The organism is Kitasatospora sp. NEAU-69, assembly GCF_057158765.1.
On the sequence record NZ_JBWXUE010000015.1, the window covers coordinates 23,188 to 49,296 of the forward strand.

General features: G+C 71.7%; 27 protein-coding genes. 18 read left to right on the plus strand and 9 right to left on the minus strand.

The features are described from left to right. Nucleotides 1-38 precede the first annotated feature (38 nt). From AC060L_RS18850 to AC060L_RS18870, 5 genes are all read right to left on the minus strand, one after another. Complete coding sequence (locus AC060L_RS18850) at nt 39-1,577, minus strand: ATP-binding protein (RefSeq protein WP_483799953.1); 1,539 nt, start codon at nt 1,575-1,577, stop codon at nt 39-41. A 5-nt stretch (nt 1,578-1,582) separates the two neighbouring features. Beyond that, nucleotides 1,583-2,356 (minus strand): response regulator transcription factor, encoded by a 774-nt coding sequence (locus tag AC060L_RS18855; protein WP_483799954.1) that lies wholly within the window; start codon nt 2,354-2,356, stop codon nt 1,583-1,585. 72 nt (nt 2,357-2,428) lie between these two features. Next, nucleotides 2,429-3,526, minus strand: coding sequence for a S1C family serine protease (locus AC060L_RS18860; RefSeq protein WP_483799955.1), 1,098 nt, complete (start codon nt 3,524-3,526; stop codon nt 2,429-2,431). Nucleotides 3,527-3,615: 89 nt separating this feature from the next. Beyond that, nucleotides 3,616-4,719, minus strand: coding sequence for a LacI family DNA-binding transcriptional regulator (locus AC060L_RS18865; RefSeq protein ID WP_483799956.1), 1,104 nt, complete (start codon nt 4,717-4,719; stop codon nt 3,616-3,618). 84 nt (nt 4,720-4,803) lie between these two features. After that, complete coding sequence (locus tag AC060L_RS18870; RefSeq protein WP_483799957.1) at nt 4,804-5,574, minus strand: response regulator transcription factor; 771 nt, start codon at nt 5,572-5,574, stop codon at nt 4,804-4,806. Between the two features lie 310 nt (nt 5,575-5,884). On the opposite strand from AC060L_RS18870, the gene AC060L_RS18875 reads away from it, so the two are divergent. The 6 genes from AC060L_RS18875 (at nt 5,885) to AC060L_RS18900 (ending at nt 9,051) form a co-directional block, all read left to right on the plus strand. Beyond that, the gene (locus AC060L_RS18875; protein ID WP_483799958.1) at nt 5,885-6,199 is read left to right on the plus strand and encodes a MoaD/ThiS family protein; all 315 of its coding nucleotides are present in this window, start codon (nt 5,885-5,887) and stop codon (nt 6,197-6,199) included. A 141-nt stretch (nt 6,200-6,340) separates the two neighbouring features. Continuing rightward, the gene (locus tag AC060L_RS18880) at nt 6,341-7,030 is read left to right on the plus strand and encodes an LmeA family phospholipid-binding protein (RefSeq protein ID WP_483799959.1); all 690 of its coding nucleotides are present in this window, start codon (nt 6,341-6,343) and stop codon (nt 7,028-7,030) included. Nucleotides 7,031-7,189: 159 nt separating this feature from the next. Then, a complete protein-coding gene (locus AC060L_RS18885) occupies nt 7,190-7,270 on the plus strand; it encodes an Ms5788A family Cys-rich leader peptide (RefSeq protein ID WP_369405619.1) in 81 nt (26 codons plus the stop codon). 231 nt (nt 7,271-7,501) lie between these two features. Continuing rightward, nucleotides 7,502-8,341: a sulfurtransferase gene (locus AC060L_RS18890; RefSeq protein ID WP_483799960.1), complete on the plus strand. Its 840-nt coding sequence runs from the start codon at nt 7,502-7,504 to the stop codon at nt 8,339-8,341. Between the two features lie 37 nt (nt 8,342-8,378). Beyond that, nucleotides 8,379-8,669 (plus strand): DUF1416 domain-containing protein, encoded by a 291-nt coding sequence (locus AC060L_RS18895; RefSeq protein WP_483799961.1) that lies wholly within the window; start codon nt 8,379-8,381, stop codon nt 8,667-8,669. A gap of 109 nt (nt 8,670-8,778) precedes the next feature. Then, nucleotides 8,779-9,051, plus strand: a complete 273-nt coding sequence (locus tag AC060L_RS18900; protein WP_483799962.1) for a DUF3099 domain-containing protein — start codon at nt 8,779-8,781, stop codon at nt 9,049-9,051. 14 nt (nt 9,052-9,065) lie between these two features. Here the strand turns inward: AC060L_RS18900 and AC060L_RS18905 are convergent, their stop codons facing one another. Continuing rightward, complete coding sequence (locus AC060L_RS18905; RefSeq protein ID WP_483799963.1) at nt 9,066-9,428, minus strand: DsrE family protein; 363 nt, start codon at nt 9,426-9,428, stop codon at nt 9,066-9,068. A gap of 342 nt (nt 9,429-9,770) precedes the next feature. On the opposite strand from AC060L_RS18905, the gene AC060L_RS18910 reads away from it, so the two are divergent. The 3 genes from AC060L_RS18910 to ygfZ all read left to right on the plus strand — a co-directional run bounded on the left by AC060L_RS18910 (nt 9,771) and on the right by ygfZ (nt 11,852). Further along, entirely contained in the window at nt 9,771-10,355 is a 585-nt protein-coding gene (locus AC060L_RS18910) for a heme-binding beta-barrel domain-containing protein (RefSeq protein ID WP_483799964.1), read from the plus strand. 63 nt (nt 10,356-10,418) lie between these two features. Further along, complete coding sequence (locus AC060L_RS18915) at nt 10,419-10,865, plus strand: Fur family transcriptional regulator (protein WP_483799965.1); 447 nt, start codon at nt 10,419-10,421, stop codon at nt 10,863-10,865. Between the two features lie 21 nt (nt 10,866-10,886). Then, nucleotides 10,887-11,852 carry a CAF17-like 4Fe-4S cluster assembly/insertion protein YgfZ gene (ygfZ, locus tag AC060L_RS18920; RefSeq protein ID WP_483799966.1) on the plus strand — a complete coding sequence of 322 codons (966 nt, stop codon included), beginning with the start codon at nt 10,887-10,889 and terminating at the stop codon, nt 11,850-11,852. Between the two features lie 16 nt (nt 11,853-11,868). On the opposite strand, the gene dtd is transcribed toward ygfZ, so the two are convergent. Next, complete coding sequence (gene dtd / locus AC060L_RS18925; protein ID WP_483799967.1) at nt 11,869-12,303, minus strand: D-aminoacyl-tRNA deacylase; 435 nt, start codon at nt 12,301-12,303, stop codon at nt 11,869-11,871. Between the two features lie 322 nt (nt 12,304-12,625). On the opposite strand from dtd, the gene AC060L_RS18930 reads away from it, so the two are divergent. Together AC060L_RS18930 and AC060L_RS18935 are read left to right on the plus strand one after the other, a co-directional pair. Continuing rightward, nucleotides 12,626-13,180, plus strand: a complete 555-nt coding sequence (locus AC060L_RS18930; protein ID WP_483799968.1) for an RsiG family protein — start codon at nt 12,626-12,628, stop codon at nt 13,178-13,180. Nucleotides 13,181-13,241: 61 nt separating this feature from the next. After that, nucleotides 13,242-14,198, plus strand: a complete 957-nt coding sequence (locus tag AC060L_RS18935; protein ID WP_483799969.1) for an asparaginase — start codon at nt 13,242-13,244, stop codon at nt 14,196-14,198. Between the two features lie 75 nt (nt 14,199-14,273). Here the strand turns inward: AC060L_RS18935 and AC060L_RS18940 are convergent, their stop codons facing one another. Continuing rightward, a complete protein-coding gene (locus tag AC060L_RS18940; protein ID WP_483800128.1) occupies nt 14,274-14,768 on the minus strand; it encodes an inorganic diphosphatase in 495 nt (164 codons plus the stop codon). Between the two features lie 109 nt (nt 14,769-14,877). Between AC060L_RS18940 and dacB the strand changes: the two genes are divergently transcribed. The 6 genes from dacB (at nt 14,878) to folE (ending at nt 22,546) form a co-directional block, all read left to right on the plus strand. Continuing rightward, nucleotides 14,878-16,251 (plus strand): D-alanyl-D-alanine carboxypeptidase/D-alanyl-D-alanine endopeptidase, encoded by a 1,374-nt coding sequence (gene dacB / locus AC060L_RS18945; RefSeq protein WP_483799970.1) that lies wholly within the window; start codon nt 14,878-14,880, stop codon nt 16,249-16,251. 90 nt (nt 16,252-16,341) lie between these two features. After that, nucleotides 16,342-17,529, plus strand: a complete 1,188-nt coding sequence (locus tag AC060L_RS18950; protein ID WP_483799971.1) for a zinc-dependent metalloprotease — start codon at nt 16,342-16,344, stop codon at nt 17,527-17,529. Between the two features lie 205 nt (nt 17,530-17,734). After that, complete coding sequence (gene tilS, locus AC060L_RS18955; RefSeq protein WP_483799972.1) at nt 17,735-18,895, plus strand: tRNA lysidine(34) synthetase TilS; 1,161 nt, start codon at nt 17,735-17,737, stop codon at nt 18,893-18,895. A 41-nt stretch (nt 18,896-18,936) separates the two neighbouring features. Next, nucleotides 18,937-19,491 (plus strand): hypoxanthine phosphoribosyltransferase, encoded by a 555-nt coding sequence (gene hpt / locus AC060L_RS18960; protein ID WP_483799973.1) that lies wholly within the window; start codon nt 18,937-18,939, stop codon nt 19,489-19,491. Nucleotides 19,492-19,770: 279 nt separating this feature from the next. After that, nucleotides 19,771-21,819 (plus strand): ATP-dependent zinc metalloprotease FtsH, encoded by a 2,049-nt coding sequence (ftsH, locus tag AC060L_RS18965; RefSeq protein ID WP_483799974.1) that lies wholly within the window; start codon nt 19,771-19,773, stop codon nt 21,817-21,819. A 121-nt stretch (nt 21,820-21,940) separates the two neighbouring features. Further along, nucleotides 21,941-22,546 (plus strand): GTP cyclohydrolase I FolE, encoded by a 606-nt coding sequence (folE, locus tag AC060L_RS18970; protein WP_483799975.1) that lies wholly within the window; start codon nt 21,941-21,943, stop codon nt 22,544-22,546. A gap of 93 nt (nt 22,547-22,639) precedes the next feature. Here the strand turns inward: folE and AC060L_RS18975 are convergent, their stop codons facing one another. Next, nucleotides 22,640-23,821 (minus strand): alpha/beta hydrolase, encoded by a 1,182-nt coding sequence (locus tag AC060L_RS18975; RefSeq protein ID WP_483799976.1) that lies wholly within the window; start codon nt 23,819-23,821, stop codon nt 22,640-22,642. 413 nt (nt 23,822-24,234) lie between these two features. Between AC060L_RS18975 and AC060L_RS18980 the strand changes: the two genes are divergently transcribed. After that, the gene (locus AC060L_RS18980; RefSeq protein ID WP_483799977.1) at nt 24,235-26,079 is read left to right on the plus strand and encodes a phosphatidylglycerol lysyltransferase domain-containing protein; all 1,845 of its coding nucleotides are present in this window, start codon (nt 24,235-24,237) and stop codon (nt 26,077-26,079) included. The last annotated feature ends 30 nt before the right edge of the window (nt 26,080-26,109 follow it).

A 26,109-nucleotide genomic window follows, 5' to 3' on the forward strand; every position in this document is an offset into this window, starting at 1 on the left:
GAACCGCGGACGGCCGGACGGCCAGGTGGGCCGCGCGGTCAGTCGCGCGGCAGCGTCGGCGGCACGGCGTCCGGCTTCTCGGCGGAGCCGGGCAGCCGGACCACCGCGAGGGCGCCGGACTCGCCGTCCTGCGCCGGACCGAGCGCGACCTGGCCGCCGGAGTCCTCGATGGTCTGCGCGACGATCGACAGCCCCAGCCCGGAGCCCGGGAGCTGACGGGACGACGGCGAGCGCCAGAACCGGTCGAACACGTACTGCAGCTCGTCCGGCGGGATGCCGGGCCCGTGGTCGCGCACGGTGAGCCGCCCCTGGTGCAGCGTGACCTCGATGGTGCCGCCCGGCGGGCTGTACTTGACGGCGTTGTCGAGCAGGTTCATCACGGCCCGCTCCAGCGCGGCGGCGTCGCCGCGCACGTACCAGGGGTCGAGCGTCACGTCGAAGGTCAGCCCGGGCCCGCGCAGCTTGCCCCGCTCGATCGCCCGCTGCGCGATGTCGTGCAGCGCCACCACGGCCACGTTCTGTCCGGGCTGCGGCGAGTCCGGGCGGGAGAGCTGCAGCAGGTCGCCGATCAGCAGGGTCAGCTCCTGCATCTGCGCCTTCATGTTGGCGAGCATCTTGGTCTTGGTGGCGGGCGGCAGCGCCCGGCCGGTGACATCGCTACGGATCAGCAGGTCGACGTTGGTGCGCAGCGAGGTGAGCGGCGTGCGCAGCTCGTGCCCGGCGTCCGCGATCAGCCGGGTCTGCCGCTCACGGGAGTTCGCCAGCGCGGTGCTCATCGAGTTGAACGAGCTGGAGAGCCGGGCGATCTCGTCGTTGCCGTGCACCGGGATCGTGGTGCCGACTTCTTCGGTACGGGCGATGTGCTCGACGACATCGGTGAGGTCGTGGACCGGCTTGAGCGCGGCCCGGGCGACTATACGACCGGTGATGCCGGCCCCGAGGGCACCGACGGCGACCACGGCGAGGAGGAGGAAGGCGAGCTGCTGAAGCGAGTCGTCCACCTTGTTGAGGGGCGAGGCGGTCACCAGGACGTAGCTGTTGTGCGCGCGATCCTGGTAGTGCGTGAGCCTGACCACGGCCGGGTCGCCGTTCAGATAAGTGCCATCACGGAACACGGCCTGCCCTCGGCCGAGGCTCAGCGCGTCCAGGTACGACTGCTGCACATTGACGGCAATCGGGCTGCTGCCGATAGCCAGACACACCTGAGAGCCGTCCGCGCTGATCAGCTCGCTGTCCCAGCGGTTCTGGTGTGCCGTGGGATTCGCCAGCTGGGGGTATGCGCGGTCGAGCGTCGCGTTCGCATTCTGCAGATCGGTCACCGCGGCCTGTGCGGTGGCAGCACAGACAGTGTTGAGTTCGATCGTGGGCAGCAGGGGGAGCGACAGTGGTGCCGCTGCCAGCTGCTCACGCTGCAGGTCGTACAGGTTCGTGCGGACGATGAACCAGAACGCCACCGAGCAGACGGCGATCGCCACCGCCACCGCCAGTGAAGCCAGGATCGCCAGCCGGCTGCGCAGCGATCTTCCGTGGTACCAGCGGGAAACCCGCCCCCGTGATGGTGTTGCCGTGCTGCTCATCGTCCTCAGGCCGTCGCCCCGCTGGGCGCGCGCAGGGCGTAGCCGACTCCGCGCACGGTCTGGATCAGGCGGGGCATGCCGCCCTGCTCGGTCTTGCGGCGCAGGTACATCACGTAGACGTCCAGCGAGTTGGAGGAGGGCTCGAAGTCGAAGCCCCAGACCGCCTTGAGGATCTGCTCCCGGGTGAGCACCTGGCGCGGGTGGGCCAGGAACATCTCCAGCAGCATGAACTCGGTGCGGGTCAGCTCGACCGGCCGGCCGTCCCGGGTCACCTCGCGGGTGGCGGTGTTCATCCGCAGGTCGGCGAAGGCGAGCACCTCGGAGTCGTCCTCGACCGCCGTCGCCCGGGCGGCCGCCTCGGCGGCCAGGGCGTTGCGGCGGAGCAGGGCGCGGACCCGGGCGAGCAGCTCGTCGAGCTCGAAGGGCTTGGCGAGGTAGTCGTCCGCGCCGACGTCGAGGCCGGTGACCCGGTCGCCGACGGCGTCGCGGGCGGTGAGCATCAGGACCGGTGCGGTGTCGCCGCGCGAGCGCATCCGGCGCACGGCGGTCAGGCCGTCCATCCGGGGCATCATGATGTCGAGCAGCACCAGGTCGGGCTGTTCGCGCTCGATGGCCTCCAGCGCCTCGTAGCCGTCGGTCGCGGTGACGACCTCGTAGCCCTCGAAGGCGAGGCTGCTCTCCAGGGCGTCCCGCAGCGCGGGCTCGTCGTCGACCACGAGCAGTCGGGCGGGGGCTGCCGGCTGCTCGGCAGGTGTGCGGTCGTCGGCGGGGGGAGTCATCGGCGGTCTGGCCCTCTCTGGGTCCGGAAGGGGTCTTGCCATTGTGCGGTGCGGGACCGCCCGTTCGGCGTCTTACAGGGTCTGTCCGGCCTGGAGCTTCGGCAGGACCTGCTTGACGGAGTCGATCGGGATCGCGAAGCCGAGGCCCACGCTGCCAGCCTGGCTGCTGCTCGCGCTGGTCCCGCTGCCGGAGTACATCGCGGAGTTGATGCCGATCACCTGGCCGGCCGCGTTGAGCAGCGGGCCGCCGGAGTTGCCGGGGTTGAGCGCGGCGTCGGTCTGCAGGGCCGAGTAGGTGGCCGTGCTGCCGGCGCTGCTCGACGGGGCGCGGCCGCCGAAGCCCGGGAAGTAGGGGTAGCCGAAGCCGCCGTTGCCGCGCGTGGTGCCCTCGTCCACCTGCACGGTGACCTGGCGGTTCTTGGCGCTGATGATGCCGGAGGTGACGGTGCCGGTCAGGCCGTCGGGGTTGCCGATGGCCACCACCGGGTCGCCGACGGCCACCGAGGTGGAGCTGCCGAGCACGGCGGTGGTCAGGCCGCTCGCGCCGCTCGCGGTGATCACCGCGACGTCCATCGACTTGTCGCTGCCGGTGACCGTGGCGCTGGTCTTCGAGCCGTTCTGGTACGTGACGGTGATGGTGCCGCCCGAGTCCACCGCACCGGAGATGACGTGGAAGTTGGTGAGGATCTGGCCGTCGGCGGTGAGGATCACGCCGGTGCCGGTCGCGGTGTCGGTGCTGGTCTGCACGGTGATCTGGACGACGCTGGGGGAGACCGCGGCGGCGATCGCGGCGACGTTCGCGCTGCCGTCGGACTTCGCGGCCACCGGGGCGACCAGCGTGGTCGCGCTCGCGGTGGTGTGCCGGCTGTCGGCGATCGCGCCGCCGGCCAGGCCGCCGAGTACGCCGGCGACGGCTGCGACCGCGGTGACCAGGGCGAGCCGGCCGCGCAGGAAGCCGGTGCGGGCCGCGCGCTTGGCGTGGCCGGGCGTCGCGGGGTCGGCCATCGCGGGATCGGGCAGTGCGTGCTCGGCCATCGCGGGCTCGGGCTGCGGCAGCGGCTCGGGGGCCGGCGCGTTGAAGTAGCTGTACTGAGCGGTGGGCGCCTCGGCCGACTGCGGCGGGAGGTGGTGCCCCGGCTCATCTCCGGTGATGCGGTGCTGGTCGCTCATGACCAATAACGTCCGCCCATCGGATGAAGATCCGATGAGAGCCGGGTCAGAACGGCAAGAGAAGCCCGTTGACTTCTCATAAAGACCCGTTACTCTGCGTCGCCCACACGCTCGGGCTCGACCGCGCCGTCGCCCGCGGCCTCGGTGCCGGCGTCCGCGAAGGTGCCGTCGCAGCCGCAGGAGCGCCGCACCACCAGCCGCGACGGGAACCGCCGGACCCGCTCGGTGTCCGAGCCCGGCACCATCAGCGAGTCGTCCAGCACCAGGTCCACCGCGGCCCGGGCCATCGCCTCCCGCTCGCTCGCCACGGTGGTCAGCGGCGGGTCGGCCAGGGCGGCCTCCGGGATGTCGTCGAAGCCCGCCACCGCGAGGTCCTCCGGCACCCGCAGGCCGACCTCGCGGGCCGCGCGCAGCACGCCGATCGCCTGGTCGTCGGTGGAGCAGAAGATCGCGGTGGGCCGGTTCGGCGAGCGCAGCAGCTCGACCGCGACCTCGTACGCGCCGTAGCGGTGGAACGGCGCGTCGATCAGGTGCTGTTCGGCGGGCAGTCCGTGCGAGTCCATCGCCCGCTGCCAGCCCTCGACGTGGTCGATCACCGGGTCGCCGGGCGCGGGGGTGTCCACCGGGCCGCCGAAGCAGGCGACGTACGGGTGTCCGTGCACCTCCAGCAGGTGACGGACCACGAGTTCGGCGCCGCCCACGTCGTCGGTGACCACCGAGACGTCGTCGATCGCGTCGGGGCGGCGGTGCAGCAGCACCACCTTCGCGCCCTCCATCGCCGCGAACTCCTTCGCGGCGCGCTGCGGGGCACCCTGGCTGACCAGGATCAGGCCGGAGACCCGCATCCCGAGGAAGGCCTGGATGTAGTGCATCTCGCGGTCGTCGGCGTAGTCCGAGTTGCCGATCAGCACGAGCTTGCCGCGGTCGGAGGCGGCCCGCTCGACCGCGTGTGCCATCTCGGCGAAGAACGGCTGCCGGGCGTCCGGCACGATCATGCCGATCAGGTTGGTCCGGCGGGAGGCCATCGCCTGCGCGACGCTGTTCGGCCGGTAGCCGAGCTGCTCGATCGCGGCGAGGACCTTCTCCTTGGTCGCGGGCGCCACCGGCCGCGGACCGTCGTTGATGACATAGCTGACGACCGCGGTCGAGGTCCCAGCCAGTCGGGCTACATCGTCGCGCGTCACCTTGGCCACGCACGGAGTCTACGCGTGTTTGTCCAGTCGACCAGCGGCCGGGCCCGGTACGTCGCCGGGCCCGCCGACAGGATGAAGCCGAGGTCAGCCCTCGAGGGCGCTGCCGACCGGTTGTTCGGTCGGGTGTTCGCTGCTCAGAGCGCCGGTCGGGGCGGCGCCGGCGCGCTCGCCCCGGTCACCGTGCGAGGGCACGACGAAGCGGTAGCCGACGTTGCGGACGGTACCGATCAGCTGCTCGTGCTCGACGCCGAGCTTGGCCCGCAGCCGCCGCACGTGCACATCGACGGTCCGGGTGCCGCCGAAGTAGTCGTAGCCCCAGACCTCCTGCAGCAGCTGGGCCCGGGTGAAGACCCGGCCCGGGTGCTGGGCGAGGTACTTGAGCAGCTCGAACTCCTTGAAGGTGAGGTCGAGCACCCGGCCCTTGATCCTGGCCGAGTAGGTCGCCTCGTCGACCGACAGGTCGCCGTTGCGGATCTCCATCGGGCTGTCGTCCACCGCGGCCTGCTGCTGGCGGCCGGTGGCGAGCCGCAGCCGCGCCTCCACCTCGGCCGGGCCGGCGGTGTCGAGCAGGACGTCGTCGATGCCCCACTCGGCGGTGACGGCGGCCAGGCCGCCCTCGGTGACCACCAGGATCAGCGGGGAACTCACACCGGTGGAGCGCAGCAGCTGGCAGAGGCTGCGGATCTGCGGCAGGTCGCGGCGGCCGTCGATCAGTATGACGTCGGCACTGGGGGTGTCGACCAGGGCGGAGCCCTCGGCCGGGGCGACCCGTACCTGGTGCAGCAGCAGGCCGAGGGCCGGCAGCACCTCTGCCGAGGGCTGCAGGGCGTTGGTGAGCAGGAGGAGTGAGCTCATACCTGGGTCGTCCCCTTTCCACTGGTACGGGTGCTACCACTCGCAAGGACGTCCGGATCGGTGTCCTGAAAGCACAAAAGGACCCGGGGGCGACTCTGCCCGGATCCCTTACGGCATGAGAATAGCCCAACGGACCGGGTCGGCGAAGGGGTCCGGGGGCGTGATCCAGCTCGCGTTCGCAGCCGTGCGCCGGGGGTGCGACCGGTCTGGCCTGCGAGATTCCCGGTCGCATGGGCGGCGGGGCCATCATGGAGCACGGCACCGACCGGCACGTTATGTGTACACCTTCGAGATTCGAGAAGGGGCCGCCATGACCGCGACCACCGAACCCTCCTCCGGCCTCCGGCCGGAGGGCGCCGCCACCGCGGCGACCGGGACGATCCGCTACTGGGCCGCGGCGAAGGCCGAGGCCGGTGTCGCCGAGGAGCAGTACCGCGCCGCCACGCTGGCCGAGGCGCTCGCGCAGGCCAAGGAGCGGCACGCGGACCGGCCGAAGTTCGTCCGAGTGCTGGACATCTGTTCCTTCCTGGTGGACAGCGAGCCGGTGGGCGGGCGTGACCGCACGACGGTGGCGCTGAGCGAGGGCGGCACGGTCGAGGTGCTGCCGCCGTTCGCCGGCGGCTGAGCAGTAGGCCGAGCAGACGGCCGAGCAGCAGTCGGCACTTCCGGCAGGGCCCGGAGGAATCATCGGACCGGAACCATGGTTCCGGTCCGATCGTCGTATCGCAGGTAGCCGGTAGGACGATCACGGACGGGGAGAGTCTCGATGCGGACCTGGATCAAGGCGGTCATCGCCGTGCTCGTGCTGGCCGGCCTGCTGGTCGGCGCCGACCGGATCGCGGTGTCGGTCGCCGAGAGCCAGGCCGCCACGCGGCTGGCCGACCAGCAGGGTCTGCGCGGCAAGCCCGCGGTCACCATCGACGACTTCCCGTTCCTGCCCGACCTGCTGAGCCACAAGGTGGGCAGCGTCCGGCTCTCGGCGCCCAGCGTGCAGCTGACCGGCGGCGGTCAGAGCTTCCAAGTGGCCGATTTCTCCGCCCAGCTGAAGGGGCTTCAGATCAGCGGCGACGAGAAGTCGGCGACCGTGGATTCGGGTACCGGTGGTGGGCGGCTCAGCTATCAGCAGGTCCACGACCTGCTCGGTCTGGACGCGAACACCACGCTCGGCTACGGCGGTCCGGGCCAGATCAAGGTCAGCGCCACCTTCTTCGGTCAGCGGCTCAGCACCACGGTGAAGCTGCGCAACGACGGCAACCGGATCATGGTCGCCAGTGTCGGCGACCTGCCCGGCGTGGGCGCGCTGCCCGGGGTCAGCGAGATGATCAGCTCGGCGATCGGCTCCCGCAGCTTCGACCTGCAGGGCATGCCGGTCGGCCTGGACCTGAGCGAGGTCGCCCCGCAGCCGGACGGGCTGGCGCTCGCCTTCCACGGCACCGGGCTGCACCTCAGCAACTGATTCCCGGCGCCGCCCTGGTGCCCGTTCGGCGGCCAGCCATGCGCGCCGCGCACCAAGGGCACGGCCAAGAAGGGGTCAAATCCCAGAGTGCGGATGTTTTTGTCTCGGTATTCGATACGTTGGTGACAGGGGCGCTCCCCGGTCCCTAGCATCGTCCCCATGAAGCGACAGGCAGACCTCACAAAGCGGCGGGCGGTAGACCTCTGCCGCGTGGCTGCCTGCCTGTGTCGAATGCGCTGACCGGCGGCCCGCTCCGGCAGAATTGGCTCGCCGCCACGCTCCGCTCACTGGCCTGAGCAGGCATTTTTCGCCTCCGGCCACCCCTGAGAGATCTTTCGCCCGACGGCACCCGCAGCTCCGCCCCGTCCCACTATCCGGACAGATATTCGGACAAGTGATCAGGAAGCCCGGAATCGGCCCCCGTCGGGGTACACACCTTCCGCCAACCGCCCCCGGATGGAGACACATCACATGAGCCGCAGCGACGTCCTGGTCGACGCCGACTGGGTCCAGGCCCACCTGGACGACCCGAAGGTCGTTCTCGTCGAGGTCGACGAGGACACGTCCGCGTACGACAAGAACCACATCCGCAACGCGGTCCGGATCGACTGGAAGAAGGACCTCCAGGACCCGGTCCGCCGCGACTTCGTGGACCAGGCCGGCTTCGAGGCGCTGCTGAGCGCCAAGGGCATCGCCAACGACGACACCGTGGTGCTCTACGGCGGCAACAACAACTGGTTCGCCTCCTACGCCTTCTGGTACTTCAAGCTGTACGGCCACGGCGACGTCCGCCTGCTGGACGGCGGCCGCAAGAAGTGGGAGCTGGACTCCCGTGACCTGGTCGACGGCGCCGAGGTGCCGGTCCGCCCGGCCACCGAGTACCGGGCCCAGTCCCAGGACACGTCGCTGCGTGCCTTCCGCGACGACGTGCTCGCCGCGATCGGTGAGAAGAACCTGGTCGACGTCCGCTCGCCCGACGAGTTCTCCGGCCGTCTGCTCGCCCCGGCCCACCTGCCGCAGGAGCAGTCGCAGCGCCCGGGTCACGTGCCGAGCGCCCGCAACATCCCGTGGTCGAAGAACGCCAACGACGACGGCACCTTCAAGTCGGACGACGAGCTGCGCGCCCTGTACGCGCAGGAGGGCGTCGACCTGGCCAAGGACACCATCGCCTACTGCCGGATCGGCGAGCGCTCCGCGCTCACCTGGTTCGTGCTGCACCAGCTGCTCGGCCAGCAGAACGTCAAGAACTACGACGGTTCGTGGACCGAGTACGGCAGCCTGGTGGGCGTGCCGATCGAGCTCGGCGCCTGAGCACCGCGGTACCAGTAGGCAAGGGAGATCCCAAGACATGTGTGGTGCGAAGGCCGGCGGGCCGGACCTGGCAGGAGTTGACGTGGCGAACGAGACGATCATTCAGGGTTCCGTGACCCGTGACGGTGAGCCGGTGACCGGCTACGTCCGGCTGCTGGACGAGGGCGGCGACTTCACCGCCGAGGTGCCGACCTCGGCGACCGGGCAGTTCCGCTTCTTCGCGGCCCCGGGCAAGTGGACCGTGCGCGCGCTCGTCCCGGGCGCGACGGTGGACCGCGTGGTGGTCGCCTCCCAGGGCGGTCAGACCGAGGTCGCGATCGCGGTCTGAGCCGCCGCGTACGGCCGTGAGCCGGCCGTGAACCGGCTGCGAACCCGGCCGTGAATCGGCTGCGAAGAGCCCCTGCCCAGGCAGGGGCTCTTCGCCGTACCGTGGTGGTGTGCAGCAGCGGCGCAGGCGCACCTACTACTTCGTGATGATGGCCGGGTGCCTCGGGCTCTTCGTCCTGGCCTGGGGAGTCGTGCGGTTCTTCTCGGTCGGCGCGGCGATCGGCATGTGCGTGGTGGCGATGGTGATCCCGCCGCTGGCCGCCGTCTTCGCGAACAAGCGCGACCCCGAGGACGACTGGTGGCAGGACCCGCGCTGGGACGACCCCCGCTGGGAGGACCCCGGCCACGACCGGGACAAGCCCGACCACGAGCAGCGGCCCTAGGTAGAGCAGCGGCTTCAGTAGACGAGCGCCTGCACGCCGTCGGCCATGATCTCGCTCAGGAAGACCTGGGCGCCCGCGATGCGGACACCGGGCACGGTGTCGGCCTGCTCGATGCCGCGCCGGACCGCGCACTGGGTGCAGAGCGTGACGGTGCCGGCGGCCAGCACCGACTCCAGCAGCTCGGGCAGCGGTGCGGCGTGCGGCAGCTCGAACTCGGCGGCCCGGCCGGGCAGTGCGAACCAGGAGGACTCACCGGTCAGCCAGAGCGAGACCTCGACCCCGCTGGCCACCGCGACGGCGGCCACGGTGAAGGCCTGCGAGCAGCGCTCGGGCGCGTCGGCTCCGGCGGTGACCTTGATGACCAGCTTCTTCGACACGGCGTCAGCATAGTCCCGACCGTGCCCCGGACAGGCCCCGGGCCCGACGGTGCGACCCGTGTGGCGGGCCTCACCGCGTCGCCCGGTGTAGTGGCCGATAGACTCACGCCCGTCAGTTTTCCGTCCGCCCGCACCGCATCGGGAGCCCCGCCGTGAGTGGTACCGAACTCTTCTTCGACTGCCTGCTCGGCATCATGTCCGTCGTGATCGCCTGGTTCGCGATCTTCTCCGTGATGAAGCTGTACCAGGGCCAGCGCTGAGCTCTCCCGTGCGGGTTTCCTCCCGTACGGTTGAGGTAGCCCCCTGAGGTGGCCCCCATCACCCACGACTGCGACCAGGAACATGATCGAGATCCCCTCTGACCTCCACAAGGACGTCGTCCCGCTGGCCTTCCTCCTCGGTACCTGGGAGGGCGCGGGCGTTTTCGACTTCCCCGGCGAGGAGAAGTGCAACTTCGGCCAGGAGGTCGTCTTCCGGCACGACGGCCGGCCGTTCCTGGAGTTCCGCTCCCGTACCTGGGTGCTGGACAACGACGGCGAGAAGGTCCGCCCGCTGGAGAACGAGCACGCGTTCTGGCGGATCACCAGCAACGCGCACGGCAGCAGTGGCGAGCGCGAGGTGGAGATCTCGATGCTCCGCGACAACGGCACGGTGGAGATCTGGTACGGCAAGCTGGCCGACGGCAAGCCGCAGATCGACGTCGCCACCGACGCGGTCGCCCGGGTCGAGGGCTCGGCGCCGTACAGCGGTGGCAAGCGGCTTTACGGCTTCGTCAACGACGAGCTGCTCTGGGTCGGCGAGAAGGCCGCCCCCGAGGTGCCGCTGCGCCCGTACATGTCCGCGCAGCTGAAGAAGGTGCTCAGCCCGGCGCAGCTGATCAAGGACATCAACGACCTGCCGGACGACGGGATCGCCTTCTTCCGCTGAGCGCGGGTTCGCAGTTCGCAGTGCGCAGTTCGCATCCTCCGCTACCAGGACTGGGACGGCATCGTGGTGGACAACGGTACGGCCGACTGGAAGACGGACCTGCGCGAGCGCGGCTACCGCCTCACCCCGCAGCGCCAGCTGGTGCTGGAGGCGGTGGACGTGCTCGACCACGCCACGCCGGACGAGATCCTCGCCCAGGTCCGGCTGACCGCCAGCGGCGTGAACATCTCCACGGTCTACCGGACCCTGGAGCTGCTGGAGGAGCTGGGCCTGGTCTCGCACGCCCACCTGGGCCACGGCGCGCCGACCTACCACCTGGCCGACCGCCACCACCACCTGCACCTGGTCTGCCGGGACTGCGGCAAGGTGACCGAGACCGACACCGCGATCGCCGCCCCGCTGATCGACGACCTGCGTGAGCAGCACGGTTTCGACACCGACCTCAAGCACTTCGCGATCTTCGGCCGCTGCGCCGACTGCACCGCCCGGCTCGCCGCAGCCGGGTCGTGACGGCGACGTAAGCTGGCGGGCATGAAGAGCCCGCTGCTGTCCCTGCCCGGAGCCGTCCCCGCCGAGGGGCCCGACGAGGGCGTCGCGGCCCACTACGGCGACCTCTTCCGTGAACAGCGCGAGCTGGCGGCCGGGCGGGCGTTCGTGGACCTCTCGCACCGCGGTGTGGTCACCGTGACCGGCCCGGACCGGCTCACCTGGCTGCACCTGCTGCTCACCCAGCACGTCAGCGAACTCCCGCCGCAGCAGGCGGTCGAGGCGCTGATCCTCTCCCCGAACGGGCACGTCGAGCACGCGCTGTACCTGGTCGACGACGGCACCACCACCTGGGCGCACGTCGAGCCCGGCACGGTGCCCGCGCTGCTCGAGTACCTGGAGCGGATGAAGTTCATGTACCGGGTCGAGGTCGCCGACGCCACCGGTGAGTTCGCGCTGGTGCACCTGCCGGCCGGGGCGACCGCGGCGACCGACCGCGCCGCCGCCGTGCGCGAACTCCCCTACGGGCGCGACCTGTTCCTGCCGCGTGCCGAACTGGCCGAGCTGGCGGCCGGATTCGGCACCCCGGCGGGCGTCTGGGCGTACGAGGCGCTGCGGATCGAGGGCTACCGCCCGCGGCTCGGCTTCGAGACCGACCACCGCACCATCCCGCACGAGGTGGCCTGGCTGGAGTCGGCCGTGCACCTGAACAAGGGCTGCTACCGCGGTCAGGAGACGGTGGCCCGGGTGCACAACCTCGGCAAGCCGCCGCGCCGGCTGGTCTTCCTGCACCTGGACGGCACCGAGGAGGTGCTGCCGCCGCACGGCGCCGAGGTCCGGGTCGCCGCCGACGGCCCGCAGGCCCGGCCGATCGGCTTCGTCACCTCCTCGGCCCGCCACCACGAGCTCGGCCCGATCGCGCTCGCGCTGGTCAAGCGGAACGTCCCGGTGGACGCCGTGCTGGCCGCCGGCACCGTGCCGGCGACCCAGGACGTCGTGGTCGCGCCGTAGTGCGGTATGGGGGGTCCTAGACCTCCAGCAGGACGGTGAACGGCCCGTCGTTCACCAGCGCGACCTTCATGTCCGCCCCGAACCGGCCGGTCTCCACCTTGGCGCCCAGCGCGCGCAGTTGCTCGACCACCGCGTCCACCAGCGGCTCGGCGACCGGCCCGGGGGCGGCGGCGTTCCAGGTCGGCCGGCGGCCCTTGCGGGCGTCCCCGTAGAGCGTGAACTGACTGATCACCAGCAGCGGCGCCCCGAGGTCCGAGCAGGACAGCTCGGTGTCACCGCCGTCGAAGAGCCGCAGGCTCCAGAGTTTGCGGGCCAGCTGGGCGGCCTGCTCCGGCGTGTCCTGGTGGGTGACGCCCACCAGGACGCAGAGCCCCGGCCCGCTGATCGCCCCGACCGTCTCCCCGGCCACCGTCACGGCGGCCTCGCTGACCCGCTGCACCACTGCTCGCATGCCGGCCATTCTGCCGCCTGCCGTCGGAGCGGCCGTAGCCGGTTCAGCCGTACCCGTTCGCCACGGGGCCGTTCGGGTGCATCCATGGCGTTGTGGCACCGGCGGGGTGGCACGATTCGGGACGGCCCCGTGGCGAACGGGCCGTGCGCGGCGGACCGGGCGGACTGGCGGACGGCTATTCGATCACTCGGGCAGCCGTGCCAGCGGTGCTAGTCCGAGTGGGTGGCAGCGGCCCGGCGGGGAACTCCTGAGGGGGCGTCGGACGTGCCATCGGGGGAGGGGCCGTAAGGGCGGGACCAGGACGACGGCAGGTGGTTGGTCGATGGACAGGAACGGGGCGCCCCGCGAGGGCGCCGGCCCGCGCGCGGACTTCACGGTGCTCGACCTCGACGAGCTGCGCGCGCTGCGCCGCGACGCCCTGGAGCAGGAGGCCGACCTCTCCTACCTGCGCCGGCTGCTGCAGGGCCGGGTGGACATCCTGCGCGCCGAGCTCGACCGCCGCACGCTGGACCGCCGGCTGCGCCCGGTCCACCCGCAGACGCTGCTGCACCAGCTCCCGCAGATCCTGGCCGACGCCCCGTCGAACGTCCGCCAGTCCGCCCGGCACGTCACGCTCGGCACCCCGCGCGGCGAGCAGTACCAGGAGCAGGCCGACGCACTGATGGGTGACGTCCAGCTGGCCGATCTCGCCGCGCACGCCTCCGCCGAGCTGCTCGCGGCGCTCGACCGGCTGATCGCGCACGAGCGCGAGGTCTCCGGGCGGCGGCAGGGACTGCAGCGGACGGCGGACGGATGCAGCGCCGAAATCACCCGGCGGTACCGTGAGGGGGAAGCGCGGGTCGACGACCTGCTCGCCGGCGGCCCGCTGCCCGACTGAGACCCAGCGGCGCGGCAGCCGGCCCGAAACCCTCGTGCGTGTCCGGAAGGCTGCCACCAAGATGCCCGACTCTCCCGCTGTGCTGCCCGTCCTCGCCGAGGTGGTGCGCTCCGGCTTCACCGAGGGCCACCACCGTGGCTCGCTGGTGGTGCTGGCCCCGGACGGCTCGATCGACTTCGCGCTCGGCGAGCCCGAGCGTCCGGTCTTCCCGCGGTCCTGCAACAAGCCGTTCCAGGCGATAGCCACGCTGCGCGCCGGCCTGCCGATCGAGGGCGAGCTGCTCGCGCTGGCCGCCGCCAGCCACTCCGGGGAAACGTTTCACCTCGACGGCGTGCGGACCATCCTGGCCGGCGCCGGCCTGACCGCCGACGCGCTGCAGACGCCGCCGGACCTGCCGCTCGACCCGGTCGAGGCGGAGCGGGTGCTGGCGGGGGGCGGCGAACGCACGCCGCTGTTGATGAACTGCTCGGGCAAGCACGCCGCGTGGCTGGCCGCCAGCGTCGCGAACGGCTGGCAGACCGCCGACTACCTGGACCCGTCCCACCCGATCCAGCGACTGGCCCAGGAGGCGCTGGAGGAGGCCGCCGGGGAGCCGGCCGCCGCCGCCGGTACGGACGGCTGCGGAGCGCCGCTGCTGGCCGTCTCGCTGGTCGGCCTGGCCCGCGGCTACCGCGCGCTGCTGCAGGCCCCCGAGGGCAGTGCCCAGCGCCGGGTGGCGGACGCGATGCGCGCGCACCCGCAGTACGTGGCCGGCACTCGCAGACCGGACACCTGGCTGATGCAGGCGGTGCCGGGCGCGCTCTCCAAGATGGGCGCCGAGGCCGTGCAGGCCGTCGCGCTGCCGGACGGCCGGGCGCTCGCGTTCAAGATCGATGACGGCGCGAGCCGGGCGCTCGGCCCGGTGCTGGCGGCCGTGCTGCGCCGGATCGGCGTCGAGGACGCGGTGCTGGACCGGATCGGTGCCGCCCCGCTGCACGGCGGGGCCGCCGTGGTCGGCGCCATCCGCGCCACCGTCTGAAGCCGGAACTTCAGCCGTGTGTCCCTCACCTGTGCCCTCGGTCGGTGCGACCGGGGCACAGGTGAGGCGGCACGGTCAGTGCGCGTCGCCGTGCTCGGCCAGGCGCTTGATCGAAGCGGTGATCTCGGCCTCGGCCTCGATGCGGCCCACCCAGGCGGCACCCTCGACCGACTTGCCGGGCTCCAGGTCCTTGTAGACCTCGAAGAAGTGCTGGATCTCCAGACGGTCGAACTCCGACACGTGGTGGATGTCCCGCAGGTGCTCCCAGCGCGGGTCGGTGGCCGGGACGCAGAGCAGCTTGTCGTCGCCGCCGGCCTCGTCGGTCATCTGGAACATGCCGATCGCGCGGCACTTGATCAGGCAGCCGGGGAAGGTCGGCTCGTCGAGGATGACCAGCGCGTCCAGCGGGTCGCCGTCCTCGCCGAGAGTGCCCTCGACGAAGCCGTAGTCGGCCGGGTAGCGGGTCGAGGTGAAGAGCATCCGGTCAAGACGAAGGCGACCGGTCTCGTGGTCGACCTCGTACTTGTTGCGCGAGCCCTTCGGGATCTCGATGGTGACGTCGAACTCCAACGGTTCCTCCAAGGTAGGGACTGACAGAATCCAAGTGTCTCCTACGGGAGTGAGTGCTGTGGAAAGGGGCCGGGCAGTGGCAGGGGCTGGGGTAGGCGGGGCAGGCGCGGTGACGCGCAGGGGGACGGCCGCCGTGCTGACGGTGGTGGCGCTGCTGGCGGGGGTGACCGCCGCGCATCCGGAGTCACCGGGGCCGGCGAGTGCGCCGCCGCCCGCTGCCGAGGTGCTGAAGCCCGCCGTGACCAGCGGGGCCGGCGGCGTCCCGAGCGCCGCGGGGCTGCAGGCCGCGCTCGCCAAGCTGACCCAGGACAAGGCGCTCGGCACGCTGACCTACGCGATCACCGACGGCGGCACCGGCAAGCTGCTGCTCGGCTCGGGCGAGACGGCGCCGGCCACGCCCGCCTCCACCACCAAGCTGGCCACCTCGGTCGCCGCGCTCAGCCTGCTGCCGCCGGAGACCCGGATCGCCACCCGGGTGGTCCAGGGCGCGACCCCGGGCGACATCACGCTGGTCGGCGGCGGCGACCCGACGCTGACCGGCCTGACCGTGGACAAGATCAGGATTGCCCGCCAGCCGGTGGACGCCGACTCGGCGCCCGCCTCGCTGCCCGACCTGGCCCAGCAGACCGCCGCGAAGCTCAAGGCGGCCGGCGTTACCGGCGTCCACCTGACGTACGACACCTCGCTCTACACCGGCGCCGCCGCGCACAAGTTCAACGACGGCACGAACATCGGCCCGATGGCCTCGCTGATGATCGACGAGGGCCGGGTCGACGCCACCCAGGACATCGACGCCCCGGTCCGGGTGGCCGATCCGGCGGCCCAGGCGGCCCAGAAGTTCGCCGACCTGCTCGGCGCCCAGGGCGTCCCGGTGGCCGGCAAGCCGGCGAACGTCCCCGCCCCGGCGGGCGCGACCGAGCTGGCCCGGGTGGTCTCGCCGACGCTGCCCCGGCTGGTCGAGCGGCTGCTGACCAACTCCGACAACACGCTCGCCGAGGCGGTCGCCCGCCAGGTGGCGATCGCCGCGCACCAGCCGGTCAGCTACGAGGGCGGCGCGGCCGCCGTCACCCAGACGCTGAGCGGCCTGGGCATCCCGATGGCCGGCGTCTCGCTGAACGACGGCAGCGGCCTGAACAAGAACAACACGATCCCGCCGCTGGTCCTCGCCGACCTGCTCGCGATGGCCGCGGCCCCCGACCACCCGCAGCTGCGCCCGGTGCTGACCGGCCTGCCGATCGCCGCGCTGACCGGCACGCTCGACCTGCGCTACACCGCTGCCCAGGGCTCGGCCGACGGCGCCGGCATCGTGCGGGCCAAGACCGGTTCGCTCAGCGGCGTCAACACGCTGGCCGGCACGGTGGTGGACGCGGACGGGCGCCTGCTGGTCTTCGCGCTGATGACCAAGACCGACGCCGACGCGACCCTGGCGCGCGCCGCGATGGACCGGATCGTCGCGAAGCTGGCCGGCTGCGGCTGCGCGTGACCGACCGGGCCAAGACCGACCGGGTCAAGACGGCCGGTCCAAGTTGTCGGACCGCTGCCGGTGGCGGACCGGAGCACGTACCGTGAGGGCATGACGAGCGCGAGCGGCGGTGCGGACATGGTCGACTGGAATCTCGCGGTCGCGACGGCGACCCGGCTGGCCAGACCGGGCCCGCAGGTCACCCGGGACGAGGCCCGCACGGTGGTGGCCGAGCTGCGCCGGCACGCGCTGGCCGCCGAGGGCGCGGTGCGCGAGTACACCGGCATGCGCGCGACCAACCTGACGGCGGACGGCGCCGCGCCGGTGCTGGTGGTGGACCGGCCCGGCTGGGTGCGGGCGAACGTCGCGGGCTTCCGCACGATCATCCAGCCGCTGACCCGCAAGCTGGCCGCCCGCCGGGCCGAGACGACCGGCGGCGCGGTGCTCTCCTCGGTCGGCGAGAAGGTCACCGGGGTCGAGGTCGGCGCGGTGCTGGCGCTGCTCTCCGGCAAGGTGCTGGGCCAGTACGAGACCTTCGCGGCCGCCGAGCCGCCCGCCCCGGTCCGCGGACAGGCGCCGGACAGTCCGGCCGGCCTCTTCGACCAGCCCCGGCTCGGCCCGGAGCAGACCAGCGGCCCGGGCCGGCTGCTGCTGGTCGCGCCCAACATCGTGCAGGTCGAGCGGGAGCTGGACGTCGATCCGCACGACTTCCGGCTCTGGGTCTGCCTGCACGAGGAGACCCACCGCACGCAGTTCAGCGCCGTCCCGTGGCTGCGCGACCACGTGCAGTCCGAGGTGCAGTCCTTCCTGGCCGAGACCGACGTCGAGCCGGTCGCGCTGCTGGAGCGGCTGCGCGAGGCGCTGACCCCGGGCGAGCGCCCGGCCGGGTCCGGCGCCGCGGGCGGCGGCGGCAGCCTGCTGGACCTGGTGCAGACGCCCAACCAGCGGGAGATCCTCAGCCGGCTGACCGCGGTGATGTCGCTGCTGGAGGGCCACGCGGACGTGGTGATGGACGGCGTCGGCCCGGCCGTCGTGCCGAGCGTCGGGGAGATCCGGGAGAAGTTCCAGCGCCGCCGGGACAAGGGCGCGAGCCGGATGGACCAGGTGCTGCGCCGGCTGCTCGGGATGGACGCCAAGCTGCGCCAGTACCAGGACGGCGCGGTCTTCGTGCGCGGCGTGCTGGACCGGATCGGCATGGAGGGCTTCAACCGGGTCTGGACCTCGCCGAACACGCTGCCGACGAAGGACGAGATCCACAACCCGGCCACCTGGGTGGCCCGGGTCGGACGCCAGTCCTAGCCGAAACCCCCGGACGGGTGAGGGGGAGCACCGCAGGAACGTTTCTCCATTCACCCGTCCGTGGGACGGTGGTCGTACCGGTGGCGCGGGTGGCCCGGGTGCGCTCGCGTTTCTGCGACGATCTGTGAGCATTCGGACACGGCGCGCCATCGGGTACCCGCCCGCCCGCGCGCCCGTCGCCCCCGCCTACCAGAGGAGCTCCACCGTGGGCCCACACCCTGCTGTCGCGGCGATACGCCTGGCCGTCCGCCGCGCCCTGATGGACCTCGTCACCGAGGCCGCCATCCCGGCGCCGGCCGTCACCACCCGCGCTCCGCGCAGCGCCGCGCCGGTCCCCGTCCCGGTCGGCGCCGTCACCGCCGTCGCCCCGCCCGCCACCGTGCTGATCGGCAACGCGCGCCGGCACCCGTCCGGCCTCCCGCGCACGCCCGCCGCACCCGGCTCGCCGCTCGTGCTGGTCGCCGTCAGCGGCGGCGCCGACTCGATGGCGCTCGCCACCGCCACCGCCTTCGAGGCCCCCAAGCTCGGCCTGCGGGTCGGCGCGGTCACCATCGACCACGGCCTGCAGGACGGCTCCGCCGACCGCGCCCGCCAGGTCGCCGAACGCCTGCGCGCCCTCGGCCTGGACCCGGCGGAGGCCGTCCCGGTGCGGGTCGGCCGGCACGGCGGCCCGGAGAACGCCGCCCGGGACGCCCGGTACGCCGCGCTGGACGAGGCCGCCGAACGCCACCAGGCGCTCGCCGTCTTCCTCGGCCACACCCGCGACGACCAGGCCGAGACCGTGCTGCTGGGCCTGGCCCGCGGCTCCGGCGCCCGCTCGCTGGCCGGCATGCCCGCGCAGAAGGGCCGCTACCGGCGCCCGCTGCTCGACCTGGACCGGGCCGCCACCCGGCAGGCCTGCGCCGCCCAGTCGATCCCGGTCTGGGACGACCCGCACAACATCGATCCCGCCTACACCCGGGCCCGGGTGCGCCACGAGGTGCTGCCGGTGCTGGAGAAGCACCTGGGGCACGGCGTGGTCGAGGCGCTGGCCCGCACCGCCCGGCTGTTCCGGGACGACGCGGACGCGCTCGACCAGTGGGCGGCCCGGGCCGAGCAGGAGCTGCACCGCCGCGATCCGCAGGACGGCGCGGGCTCGCTGGACGTCGCCGGCCTGGCCGAACTGCCCTCCGCGGTACGCCGCCGGGTGCTGCGCCGAACCGCGCTGCGGGCCGGCTCCCCGGCCGGTGATCTCTTCGCCCGGCACCTGGAAACGGTGGACTCGCTGGTCACCGGCTGGCGCGGTCAGGGGCCGCTCCACCTACCCGGGGGCGTCGAGGTCACCCGTAGGTGTGGCAACCTGGTGTTTCGGCGGCAGAACGACTGACCGCCGGCACAGGACCACGAACCTTTGAGGACGTACTCCCGGTGGACGACAAGGACATGGGCGCCGACCTGGCGAAGGTGCTCATCAGCAAGGACCAGATCGACGCCAAGCTGCTGGAGCTGGCGGAGCGGATCGACCGGGACTACGCCGGGAAGGACCTGCTGATCGTCGGCGTCCTCAAGGGCGCCGTCATGGTGATGGCCGACCTCGCCCGGGCGCTGCACTCCCAGGTGACGATGGACTGGATGGCGGTCTCCTCCTACGGGATGGGCACCAAGTCCTCCGGTGTGGTGCGGATCCTCAAGGACCTGGACACCGACATCGCGGGCCGCGACGTGCTGATCGTCGAGGACATCATCGACTCCGGCCTCACCCTCTCCTGGCTGCTCGGCAACCTCGGCTCGCGCGGCCCGGCCTCGCTGGAGGTCTGCACGCTGCTGCGCAAGCCGGACGCGGCCAAGGTGGAGATCGACGTGAAGTACGTCGGCTTCGACATCCCGAACGAGTTCGTCGTCGGCTACGGTCTGGACTACGCGGAGAAGCTCCGCAACCTGCCGTTCATCGGTACGCTCGCCCCACACGTCTACGGCGGCTGAGCCGACCCGAAGGCGTATGTCACGTGCGTCAGGGGAACAGTGCGCCGATTCCACCCGTTGGAGTCGGCGGACCCACAACTCAATAGGCCGTACCGTCGCGCTTCCGCAGAGCGGGGCACCTCTGCTGTACGGTCAAATTACCCGCTCTTCGTACCAGTGCCAGTCGGCTGGAGCCAACCGGAGCGGGGTGCATACGCACATACCGGATGCACCAGCGGTCAACCGACCGCGGGGTGCCGTTGAGTGGCAGGAGGGACGGGGCGGCAACGCCCCGCATGGATGGACGTCAAGCGATACTTCCGCGCGCCGATCGCATGGATCCTCCTGGCAGTCGTCGCCGTCATTGTGCTGATGAACGTCGTTTCGGACTCGAACGGCTACAAGACGGTTGACACCGGCCAGGTGGTGGCGGCGATCGACGCTGGCCAGGTCAAGCAGGCCCAGCTCACCACCGGTGACTCACAGACCATCAAGATCCAGCTGAAGGACGGCGCCGCACTGCCGGTCGGCACCAACGGCAAGGTGCCCTCCGGCACCAAGTTCCAGTCCTCCTACATCGGTGAGACCGCGCAGGGCAACGCGATCGCCACCGAGCTGCAGAAGCAGCAGGACGCGGGCAACCTGCCGCAGGGCTACACGGTCAGCCCGGAGAAGCAGTCGACCTTCGTGAGCCTGCTGCTCTCGATGCTGCCGATCGTCGTCATCGTGCTGGTCTTCCTCTTCCTGATGAACCAGATGCAGGGTGGCGGCTCGCGCGTCATGCAGTTCGGCAAGTCCAAGGCCAAGCTGCTCACCAAGGACACCCCGAAGACCACCTTCGCCGACGTCGCAGGCGCCGACGAGGCGGTCGAGGAGCTCCACGAGATCAAGGAGTTCCTGCAGGAGCCGGCCAAGTTCCAGGCGGTCGGCGCCAAGATCCCCAAGGGCGTGCTGCTGTACGGCCCGCCCGGTACCGGCAAGACGCTGCTGGCCCGCGCCGTCGCCGGCGAGGCCGGTGTGCCGTTCTACTCGATCTCCGGTTCGGACTTCGTCGAGATGTTCGTCGGTGTCGGTGCCTCCCGGGTGCGCGACCTGTTCGAGCAGGCCAAGGCGAACGCCCCGGCGATCGTCTTCGTCGATGAGATCGACGCCGTCGGCCGGCACCGCGGTGCCGGTCTCGGTGGTGGCCACGACGAGCGCGAGCAGACCCTCAACCAGCTGCTGGTCGAGATGGACGGCTTCGACGTCAAGGGCGGCGTGATCCTGATCGCCGCCACCAACCGCCCGGACATCCTGGACCCGGCGCTGCTGCGCCCGGGCCGCTTCGACCGGCAGATCGCGGTCGACCGCCCCGACCTGATGGGCCGCCTCGAGATCCTCAAGGTGCACCAGAAGGGCAAGCCGGTCGCCCCGGACGTGGACCTCAAGGCCGTCGCCAAGCGCACCCCCGGCTTCACCGGTGCCGACCTGGCGAACGTCCTCAACGAGGCCGCGCTGCTGACCGCCCGCTCCGACAAGAAGCTGGTCGACAACGGCATCCTGGACGAGGCGATCGACCGCGTGGTCGCGGGTCCGCAGAAGCGCACCCGGATCATGTCGGACAAGGAGAAGAAGATCACCGCGTACCACGAGGGCGGCCACGCCCTGGTCGCGGCGGCTTCCCCGAACGCCGACCCGGTGCACAAGATCACCATCCTGTCCCGCGGCCGGGCCCTCGGCTACACCATGGTGCTGCCGGAGGAGGACAAGTACTCCACCACCCGCAACGAGATGCTCGACCAGCTGGCCTACATGCTGGGCGGCCGCGCGGCGGAGGAGCTGGTCTTCCACGACCCGACCACCGGCGCCTCGAACGACATCGAGAAGGCCACCGCCACCGCCCGCGCGATGGTGACCCAGTACGGCATGACCGAGCGCCTCGGCGCGATCAAGTTCGGCAGCGACAACGCCGAGCCGTTCCTGGGCCGTGAGATGGGCCACCAGCGCGACTACTCGGAAGAGGTCGCCGGGCTGGTGGACGAAGAGGTCAAGAAGCTGATCGAGAACGCGCACAACGAGGCCTGGGAGATCCTGGTCGAGAACCGCGACGTGCTCGACAACCTGGTGCTGGAGCTCCTCGAGAAGGAGACCCTGAACAAGGAGCAGATCGCCGAGATCTTCGCCCCCGTGGTGAAGCGCCCGGCCCGGCCCGCCTGGACCGGCTCCTCGCGCCGCACGCCGTCCACCCGGCCGCCGGTGCAGTCCCCGAAGGAGCTGGCACTGACCAACGGCGTCGCCGCGGTCGATGCCACCCAGATGGACCTGCGCCCGCTGCCGCCGGTGACCGGAGAGTCACCGACCGACAACTGAGGCGGTACCCGTAGGGCGGGAGCCGTACGGAATGGATGCCGCGCCACCGGGGTTTGTACCCTGGAGGCGCGGCATTCGTGCTGCTCAGCCCGTTTCAGCCCCCATTCCTAGCGAGGCACGCATGATCGACCCGGTGACGCTCGACGGCGAGTCGACCGTAGGCACCTTCGACCAGAAGCGTGCCGAGAACGCCATCCGCGAGCTGTTGATCGCGGTGGGCGAGGACCCGGACCGCGAGGGGCTGCTGGAGACCCCGGCCCGGGTGGCGCGCGCCTACCAGGAGATCTTCGCCGGCCTCTGGCAGCAGCCGGAGGACGTGCTGACCACCACCTTCGACCTCGGTCACGACGAGATGGTGCTGGTGAAGGACATCGAGGTCTTCTCGACCTGCGAGCACCACCTGGTGCCGTTCCGCGGGGTGGCGCACGTCGGCTACATCCCGTCCACCAGCGGCAAGATCACCGGCCTGTCCAAGCTGGCCCGGCTGGTCGACGTCTACGCCCGCCGTCCGCAGGTGCAGGAGCGGCTGACCAGCCAGGTCGCCGACGCGCTGATGCGGATCCTGGAGCCACGCGGCGCGATCGTGGTGATCGAGTGCGAGCACATGTGCATGTCGATGCGCGGCATCCGCAAGCCGGGCGCCAAGACCATCACCTCGGCCGTCCGCGGCCAGCTGCGCGACGCCGCGACCCGGGCCGAGGCGATGAGCCTGATCATCGGCCGCTGAGGCCGCTGAGCGCCGTCCCGGGCGGCTGACGGCCGCCGCGGGCTCCCCACGGCCCCACAGCCCGCCCCCACGCCCACGCGCGGGGGCGGGCTGTCAGCTGCGCGGCTCGCGGTCCGGGACGGGGGCCAGGTGGTCGCTGATCCACTCCAGCGAGGCGGGCAGTTCGCGCCGCCAGGTGTCGAAGCTGTGGCCGCCGTCGGGCAGGAAGAGCGAGTCGAGCTTCAGCTCCGGGTGCGCGGCGGCGACCGGGTTCGCGGCGCCCAGGAACGCCTGGGTCGCGTTGTAGTTGTCCTCCGTTCGGGTGCTGACGACCAGCAGCGAGACCTTCGGCACCGGCAGGTTGTGCAGCCGCCAGGCGAGGTCGTACTGCTGGGCCAGCTCCGGGTGCCCGGAGAACAGGTCGCCGGTGCTCCAGTCGTTGGCGACCTGGTAGTCCGCGTGCAGCGCGGCCGCCGAGCCGTACGCCTCGGGGAAGCGCAGCGCGAGCCGCAGCGCGCAGCTGCCGCCGGTGGAGTAGCCCAGCACGCCCCAGGAGCCGGCCGAGTGGCTGACCCGGTAGGCGGAGCGCAGCGCGGCGGGCAGGTCCTTGGCGAACCAGGTCTCGGTCTGCGGTCCGCCGGGGACGTCCAGGCACTCGGTGTTGCGCGGTGCCACGACGCTCGGCCGGGCCATCACCACGATGGTGGGTGCCATCTTGCCGGTGCGCTGGAGGTCCCAGACGGCCTCCGGGGTGTGCAGTTCGGCGATCAGGTGCAGCGAGGGCCCCGGGTAGCCGGCCAGCGTGAGCAGCACCGGAAAGCGCTCCCGGGAGTACTTCGGATTGAAGTACTCGGGTGGCAGGTAGATGAACATCTGGTCGGAGAGGCCGCTCCCCTTGCCGCTCACCCGAATGGAGTCGACCCGGCCGACTTCTTCCGGCCGGCCCTGCGGCAGGTCGCTCGGGCTGGGCTGGTCGCCGTCGTTGCTCGGCTGCACCAGCACGTCGTTCTTCGGCGGGCCGCTGCGCGCGCTCGGGCCGGCCGAGGCGAGGGCGAGCCGGCTGCTGCCGGGGTGCAGCAGGTCGTGCCAGGACGTGTAGAAGCCGTAGGAGTCGTTGACGGCCAGTCCGCAGACGGACAGCGCCGAGAGTTGAATCACGGTCAGCAGGCCGAGTCGTCCCAGGACCGGCAGCGGCCGCTGCTCGGCCAGCCGGGGCCAGAGCCAGAGGGTGGCCAGCAGGGCCAGCACGGCGAGCGCGACCAGGGTGTACACCAGCCCGCTGCTGGTCAGTTCCATGCCGGTCAACTCCCAGGACTGCCACCTCCTGGGGGTGGCTGCGGATCTGACGGTCCGTCCGAAGGCCACGTCGCCGAGAGCCTTCTGAGCCATCATCGGAGACCGGCCGACGAGCGGCCACCGGAGCCGCCCGCGTCTACCGGGGCAACGCGGCGTGAACGGCGTGCGGCACGGCCGTACGAGTGGCTACCCACCCGGCTTCACCCACAGGAACCAAAGCTCTAGACTGCGGCGTCGCACTCCGTGCGGGGGCCCGGTCGCGACGGCCGGTAGGCATCCGGTGCGAGCAGGCCAAGGAATTACCCACTCTTGACGGTCTCATGGTCAAGGTAAGGACATAAGCATGAAGGACCATCACGGCTCATCCTCCGGGGTGACCGGTTCCCCCCGTGAAGCATCTACGCTGAGTTTTCATGAGCGTTCCCGTGTCCGCTGAGTCGTCCCCGGAGCAGCCCCGCCGTCGGGGCCTCCAGACGCTGCGCAGCCAAGCCGCCGCCGTCCCCCGCGCCTGGCTGCCGGGTGCGGTGGGCTACGCCTGCCTGCTGATCGGTCTGCTGGACATCGCCAGCGGCGTCTTCCCGAAGCTGCGCCGGACCCGGATGCACAGCTGGGCCGGACAGCTTCCCGGGACCACCACGACGCTGGCCACCGCCGGCACGCTGCTGGTCGGCATCCTGCTGGTGGTGCTGGCGCACGCGCTGCGCCGCCGCAAGCAGCGGGCCTGGCGGATGGTCTGCCTGCTGCTGCCGGCCAGCGCCGTGCTGCACCTGGTGCGCTGGCACCAGGTCGGCCCTGCGGTCGTCTCGCTGGCGCTGATGGTGGTGCTGCTGATCCACCGCCGCGAGTTCTACGCCAAGGCCGACCCGCGCACCCGCTGGCGGGCGCTGCTGAACCTGGTCGTGATGGGCACGGTCAGCCTGGGCCTGGGCTTCCTGATCGTCAGCTCCCACCCGGCGCGCGAGATGGGCCACCCGAGCCTGCTGCGCCGGCTGCACGAGACCGTCTGGGGCCTGTTCGGCCTGGACGGGCCGATCACCTACCACCCGGACCGGATCGGCGACGTGGTCGGCTACTCGCTGGCCGGGCTCGGCCTGCTGACCGCGATCACCACCGCGTACCTGCTGCTGCGCCCGGGCAAGCCCGAGCCGGTGCTGACCGCGGAGGACGAGGTCAAGGTCCGGGCGCTGCTGGAGCGGCACGGCGAGCGCGACTCGCTCGGCTACTTCGCGCTGCGCCGCGACAAGAGCGTGCTCTTCTCGCCGACCGGCAAGGCGGCGATCTCCTACCGGGTGATCTCCGGCGTGATGCTGGCCTCCGGCGACCCGGTGGGCGACGTCGAGGCCTGGCCGGGCGCGATCAAGGTCTTCATGGCGCAGGCCCGCGAGCACGCCTGGGTGCCGGCCGTGGTCGGCTGCAGCGAGGTCGGCGGCGAGGTCTGGACCCGCGAGGCGGGGCTGGACGCGCTGGAGCTGGGCGACGAGGCGATCGTGGACACGACCACCTTCTCGCTGGCCGGCCGGGCGATGCGCAACGTGCGCCAGATGGTCAAGCGGATCGAGCGCAACGGCTACTCCTGCAAGGTCCGCCGGGTGAGCGAGCTGAGCCTGGAGGAGAAGCTCCGGGTGGCGGACGCGGCGGCGCGCTGGCGCGGCACCGACACCGAGCGCGGCTTCTCGATGGCGCTGGGCCGTTTCGGCGACCCGAGCGACGACCAGGGCGTCGTGGTCACCGCGCACAAGGCCCCCGAGGAGGGCGACACCTCCGGTGACGACCTCAAGGCGGTGCTGCACTTCGTGCCGTGGGGCCGGGACGGCATCTCGCTGGAGCTGATGCGCCGTGACCGGGCGGCCGACCCGGGCCTGAACGAGCTGCTGATCGTGGCGGCGCTGCAGGAGGTGCCCGCGATGGGCGTGCGCCGGGTGTCGCTGAACTTCGCGATGTTCCGCTCGGCGCTGGCCCGCGGTGAGCGGATCGGTGCCGGCCCGGTGCTGCGGGCCTGGCGCGGGCTGCTGGTGTTCCTGTCGCGCTGGTTCCAGATCGAGTCGCTGTACAAGTTCAACGCGAAGTTCCAGCCGGAGTGGGAGCCGCGGTTCCTGGTCTACCCGAACACCCGCGACCTGCCGCGGATCGGCTTCGCGGTGATGCAGGCCGAGGCCTTCATCACGCTGGGCATGCCGCGGTTCGGCCGCAAGCGCCAGCGTCAGGGCCTGATGCCGGTGCCGGCGAACAGCAAGGACTCGATCGCCCCGGCGGCCTGAGCGGCGACGTAGCAGAGCAGTGTCCGGCGG

Excerpts from the sequence above, each read along its gene's own strand:
- ygfZ (WP_483799966.1), top strand. The coding sequence starts at position 10,887 with ATGAAGAGCCCGCTGCTGTCCCTGCCCGGAGCCGTCCCCGCCGAGGGG.
- AC060L_RS18910 (WP_483799964.1), top strand. The coding sequence starts at position 9,771 with ATGATCGAGATCCCCTCTGACCTCCACAAGGACGTCGTCCCGCTGGCC.
- dtd (WP_483799967.1), bottom strand. The coding sequence starts at position 12,303 with ATGCGAGCAGTGGTGCAGCGGGTCAGCGAGGCCGCCGTGACGGTGGCC.
- ftsH (WP_483799974.1), top strand. The coding sequence starts at position 19,771 with ATGGACGTCAAGCGATACTTCCGCGCGCCGATCGCATGGATCCTCCTG.
- AC060L_RS18895 (WP_483799961.1), top strand. The coding sequence starts at position 8,379 with ATGTGTGGTGCGAAGGCCGGCGGGCCGGACCTGGCAGGAGTTGACGTG.
- AC060L_RS18860 (WP_483799955.1), bottom strand. The coding sequence starts at position 3,526 with ATGAGCGACCAGCACCGCATCACCGGAGATGAGCCGGGGCACCACCTC.
- AC060L_RS18930 (WP_483799968.1), top strand. The coding sequence starts at position 12,626 with ATGGACAGGAACGGGGCGCCCCGCGAGGGCGCCGGCCCGCGCGCGGAC.
- AC060L_RS18890 (WP_483799960.1), top strand. The coding sequence starts at position 7,502 with ATGAGCCGCAGCGACGTCCTGGTCGACGCCGACTGGGTCCAGGCCCAC.
- AC060L_RS18855 (WP_483799954.1), bottom strand. The coding sequence starts at position 2,356 with ATGACTCCCCCCGCCGACGACCGCACACCTGCCGAGCAGCCGGCAGCC.
- AC060L_RS18885 (WP_369405619.1), top strand. The coding sequence starts at position 7,190 with ATGAAGCGACAGGCAGACCTCACAAAGCGGCGGGCGGTAGACCTCTGC.
- AC060L_RS18880 (WP_483799959.1), top strand. The coding sequence starts at position 6,341 with ATGCGGACCTGGATCAAGGCGGTCATCGCCGTGCTCGTGCTGGCCGGC.
- AC060L_RS18980 (WP_483799977.1), top strand. The coding sequence starts at position 24,235 with ATGAGCGTTCCCGTGTCCGCTGAGTCGTCCCCGGAGCAGCCCCGCCGT.
- AC060L_RS18870 (WP_483799957.1), bottom strand. The coding sequence starts at position 5,574 with ATGAGCTCACTCCTCCTGCTCACCAACGCCCTGCAGCCCTCGGCAGAG.
- folE (WP_483799975.1), top strand. The coding sequence starts at position 21,941 with ATGATCGACCCGGTGACGCTCGACGGCGAGTCGACCGTAGGCACCTTC.
- AC060L_RS18875 (WP_483799958.1), top strand. The coding sequence starts at position 5,885 with ATGACCGCGACCACCGAACCCTCCTCCGGCCTCCGGCCGGAGGGCGCC.
- AC060L_RS18950 (WP_483799971.1), top strand. The coding sequence starts at position 16,342 with ATGACGAGCGCGAGCGGCGGTGCGGACATGGTCGACTGGAATCTCGCG.
- AC060L_RS18975 (WP_483799976.1), bottom strand. The coding sequence starts at position 23,821 with ATGGAACTGACCAGCAGCGGGCTGGTGTACACCCTGGTCGCGCTCGCC.
- AC060L_RS18850 (WP_483799953.1), bottom strand. The coding sequence starts at position 1,577 with ATGAGCAGCACGGCAACACCATCACGGGGGCGGGTTTCCCGCTGGTAC.
- AC060L_RS18935 (WP_483799969.1), top strand. The coding sequence starts at position 13,242 with ATGCCCGACTCTCCCGCTGTGCTGCCCGTCCTCGCCGAGGTGGTGCGC.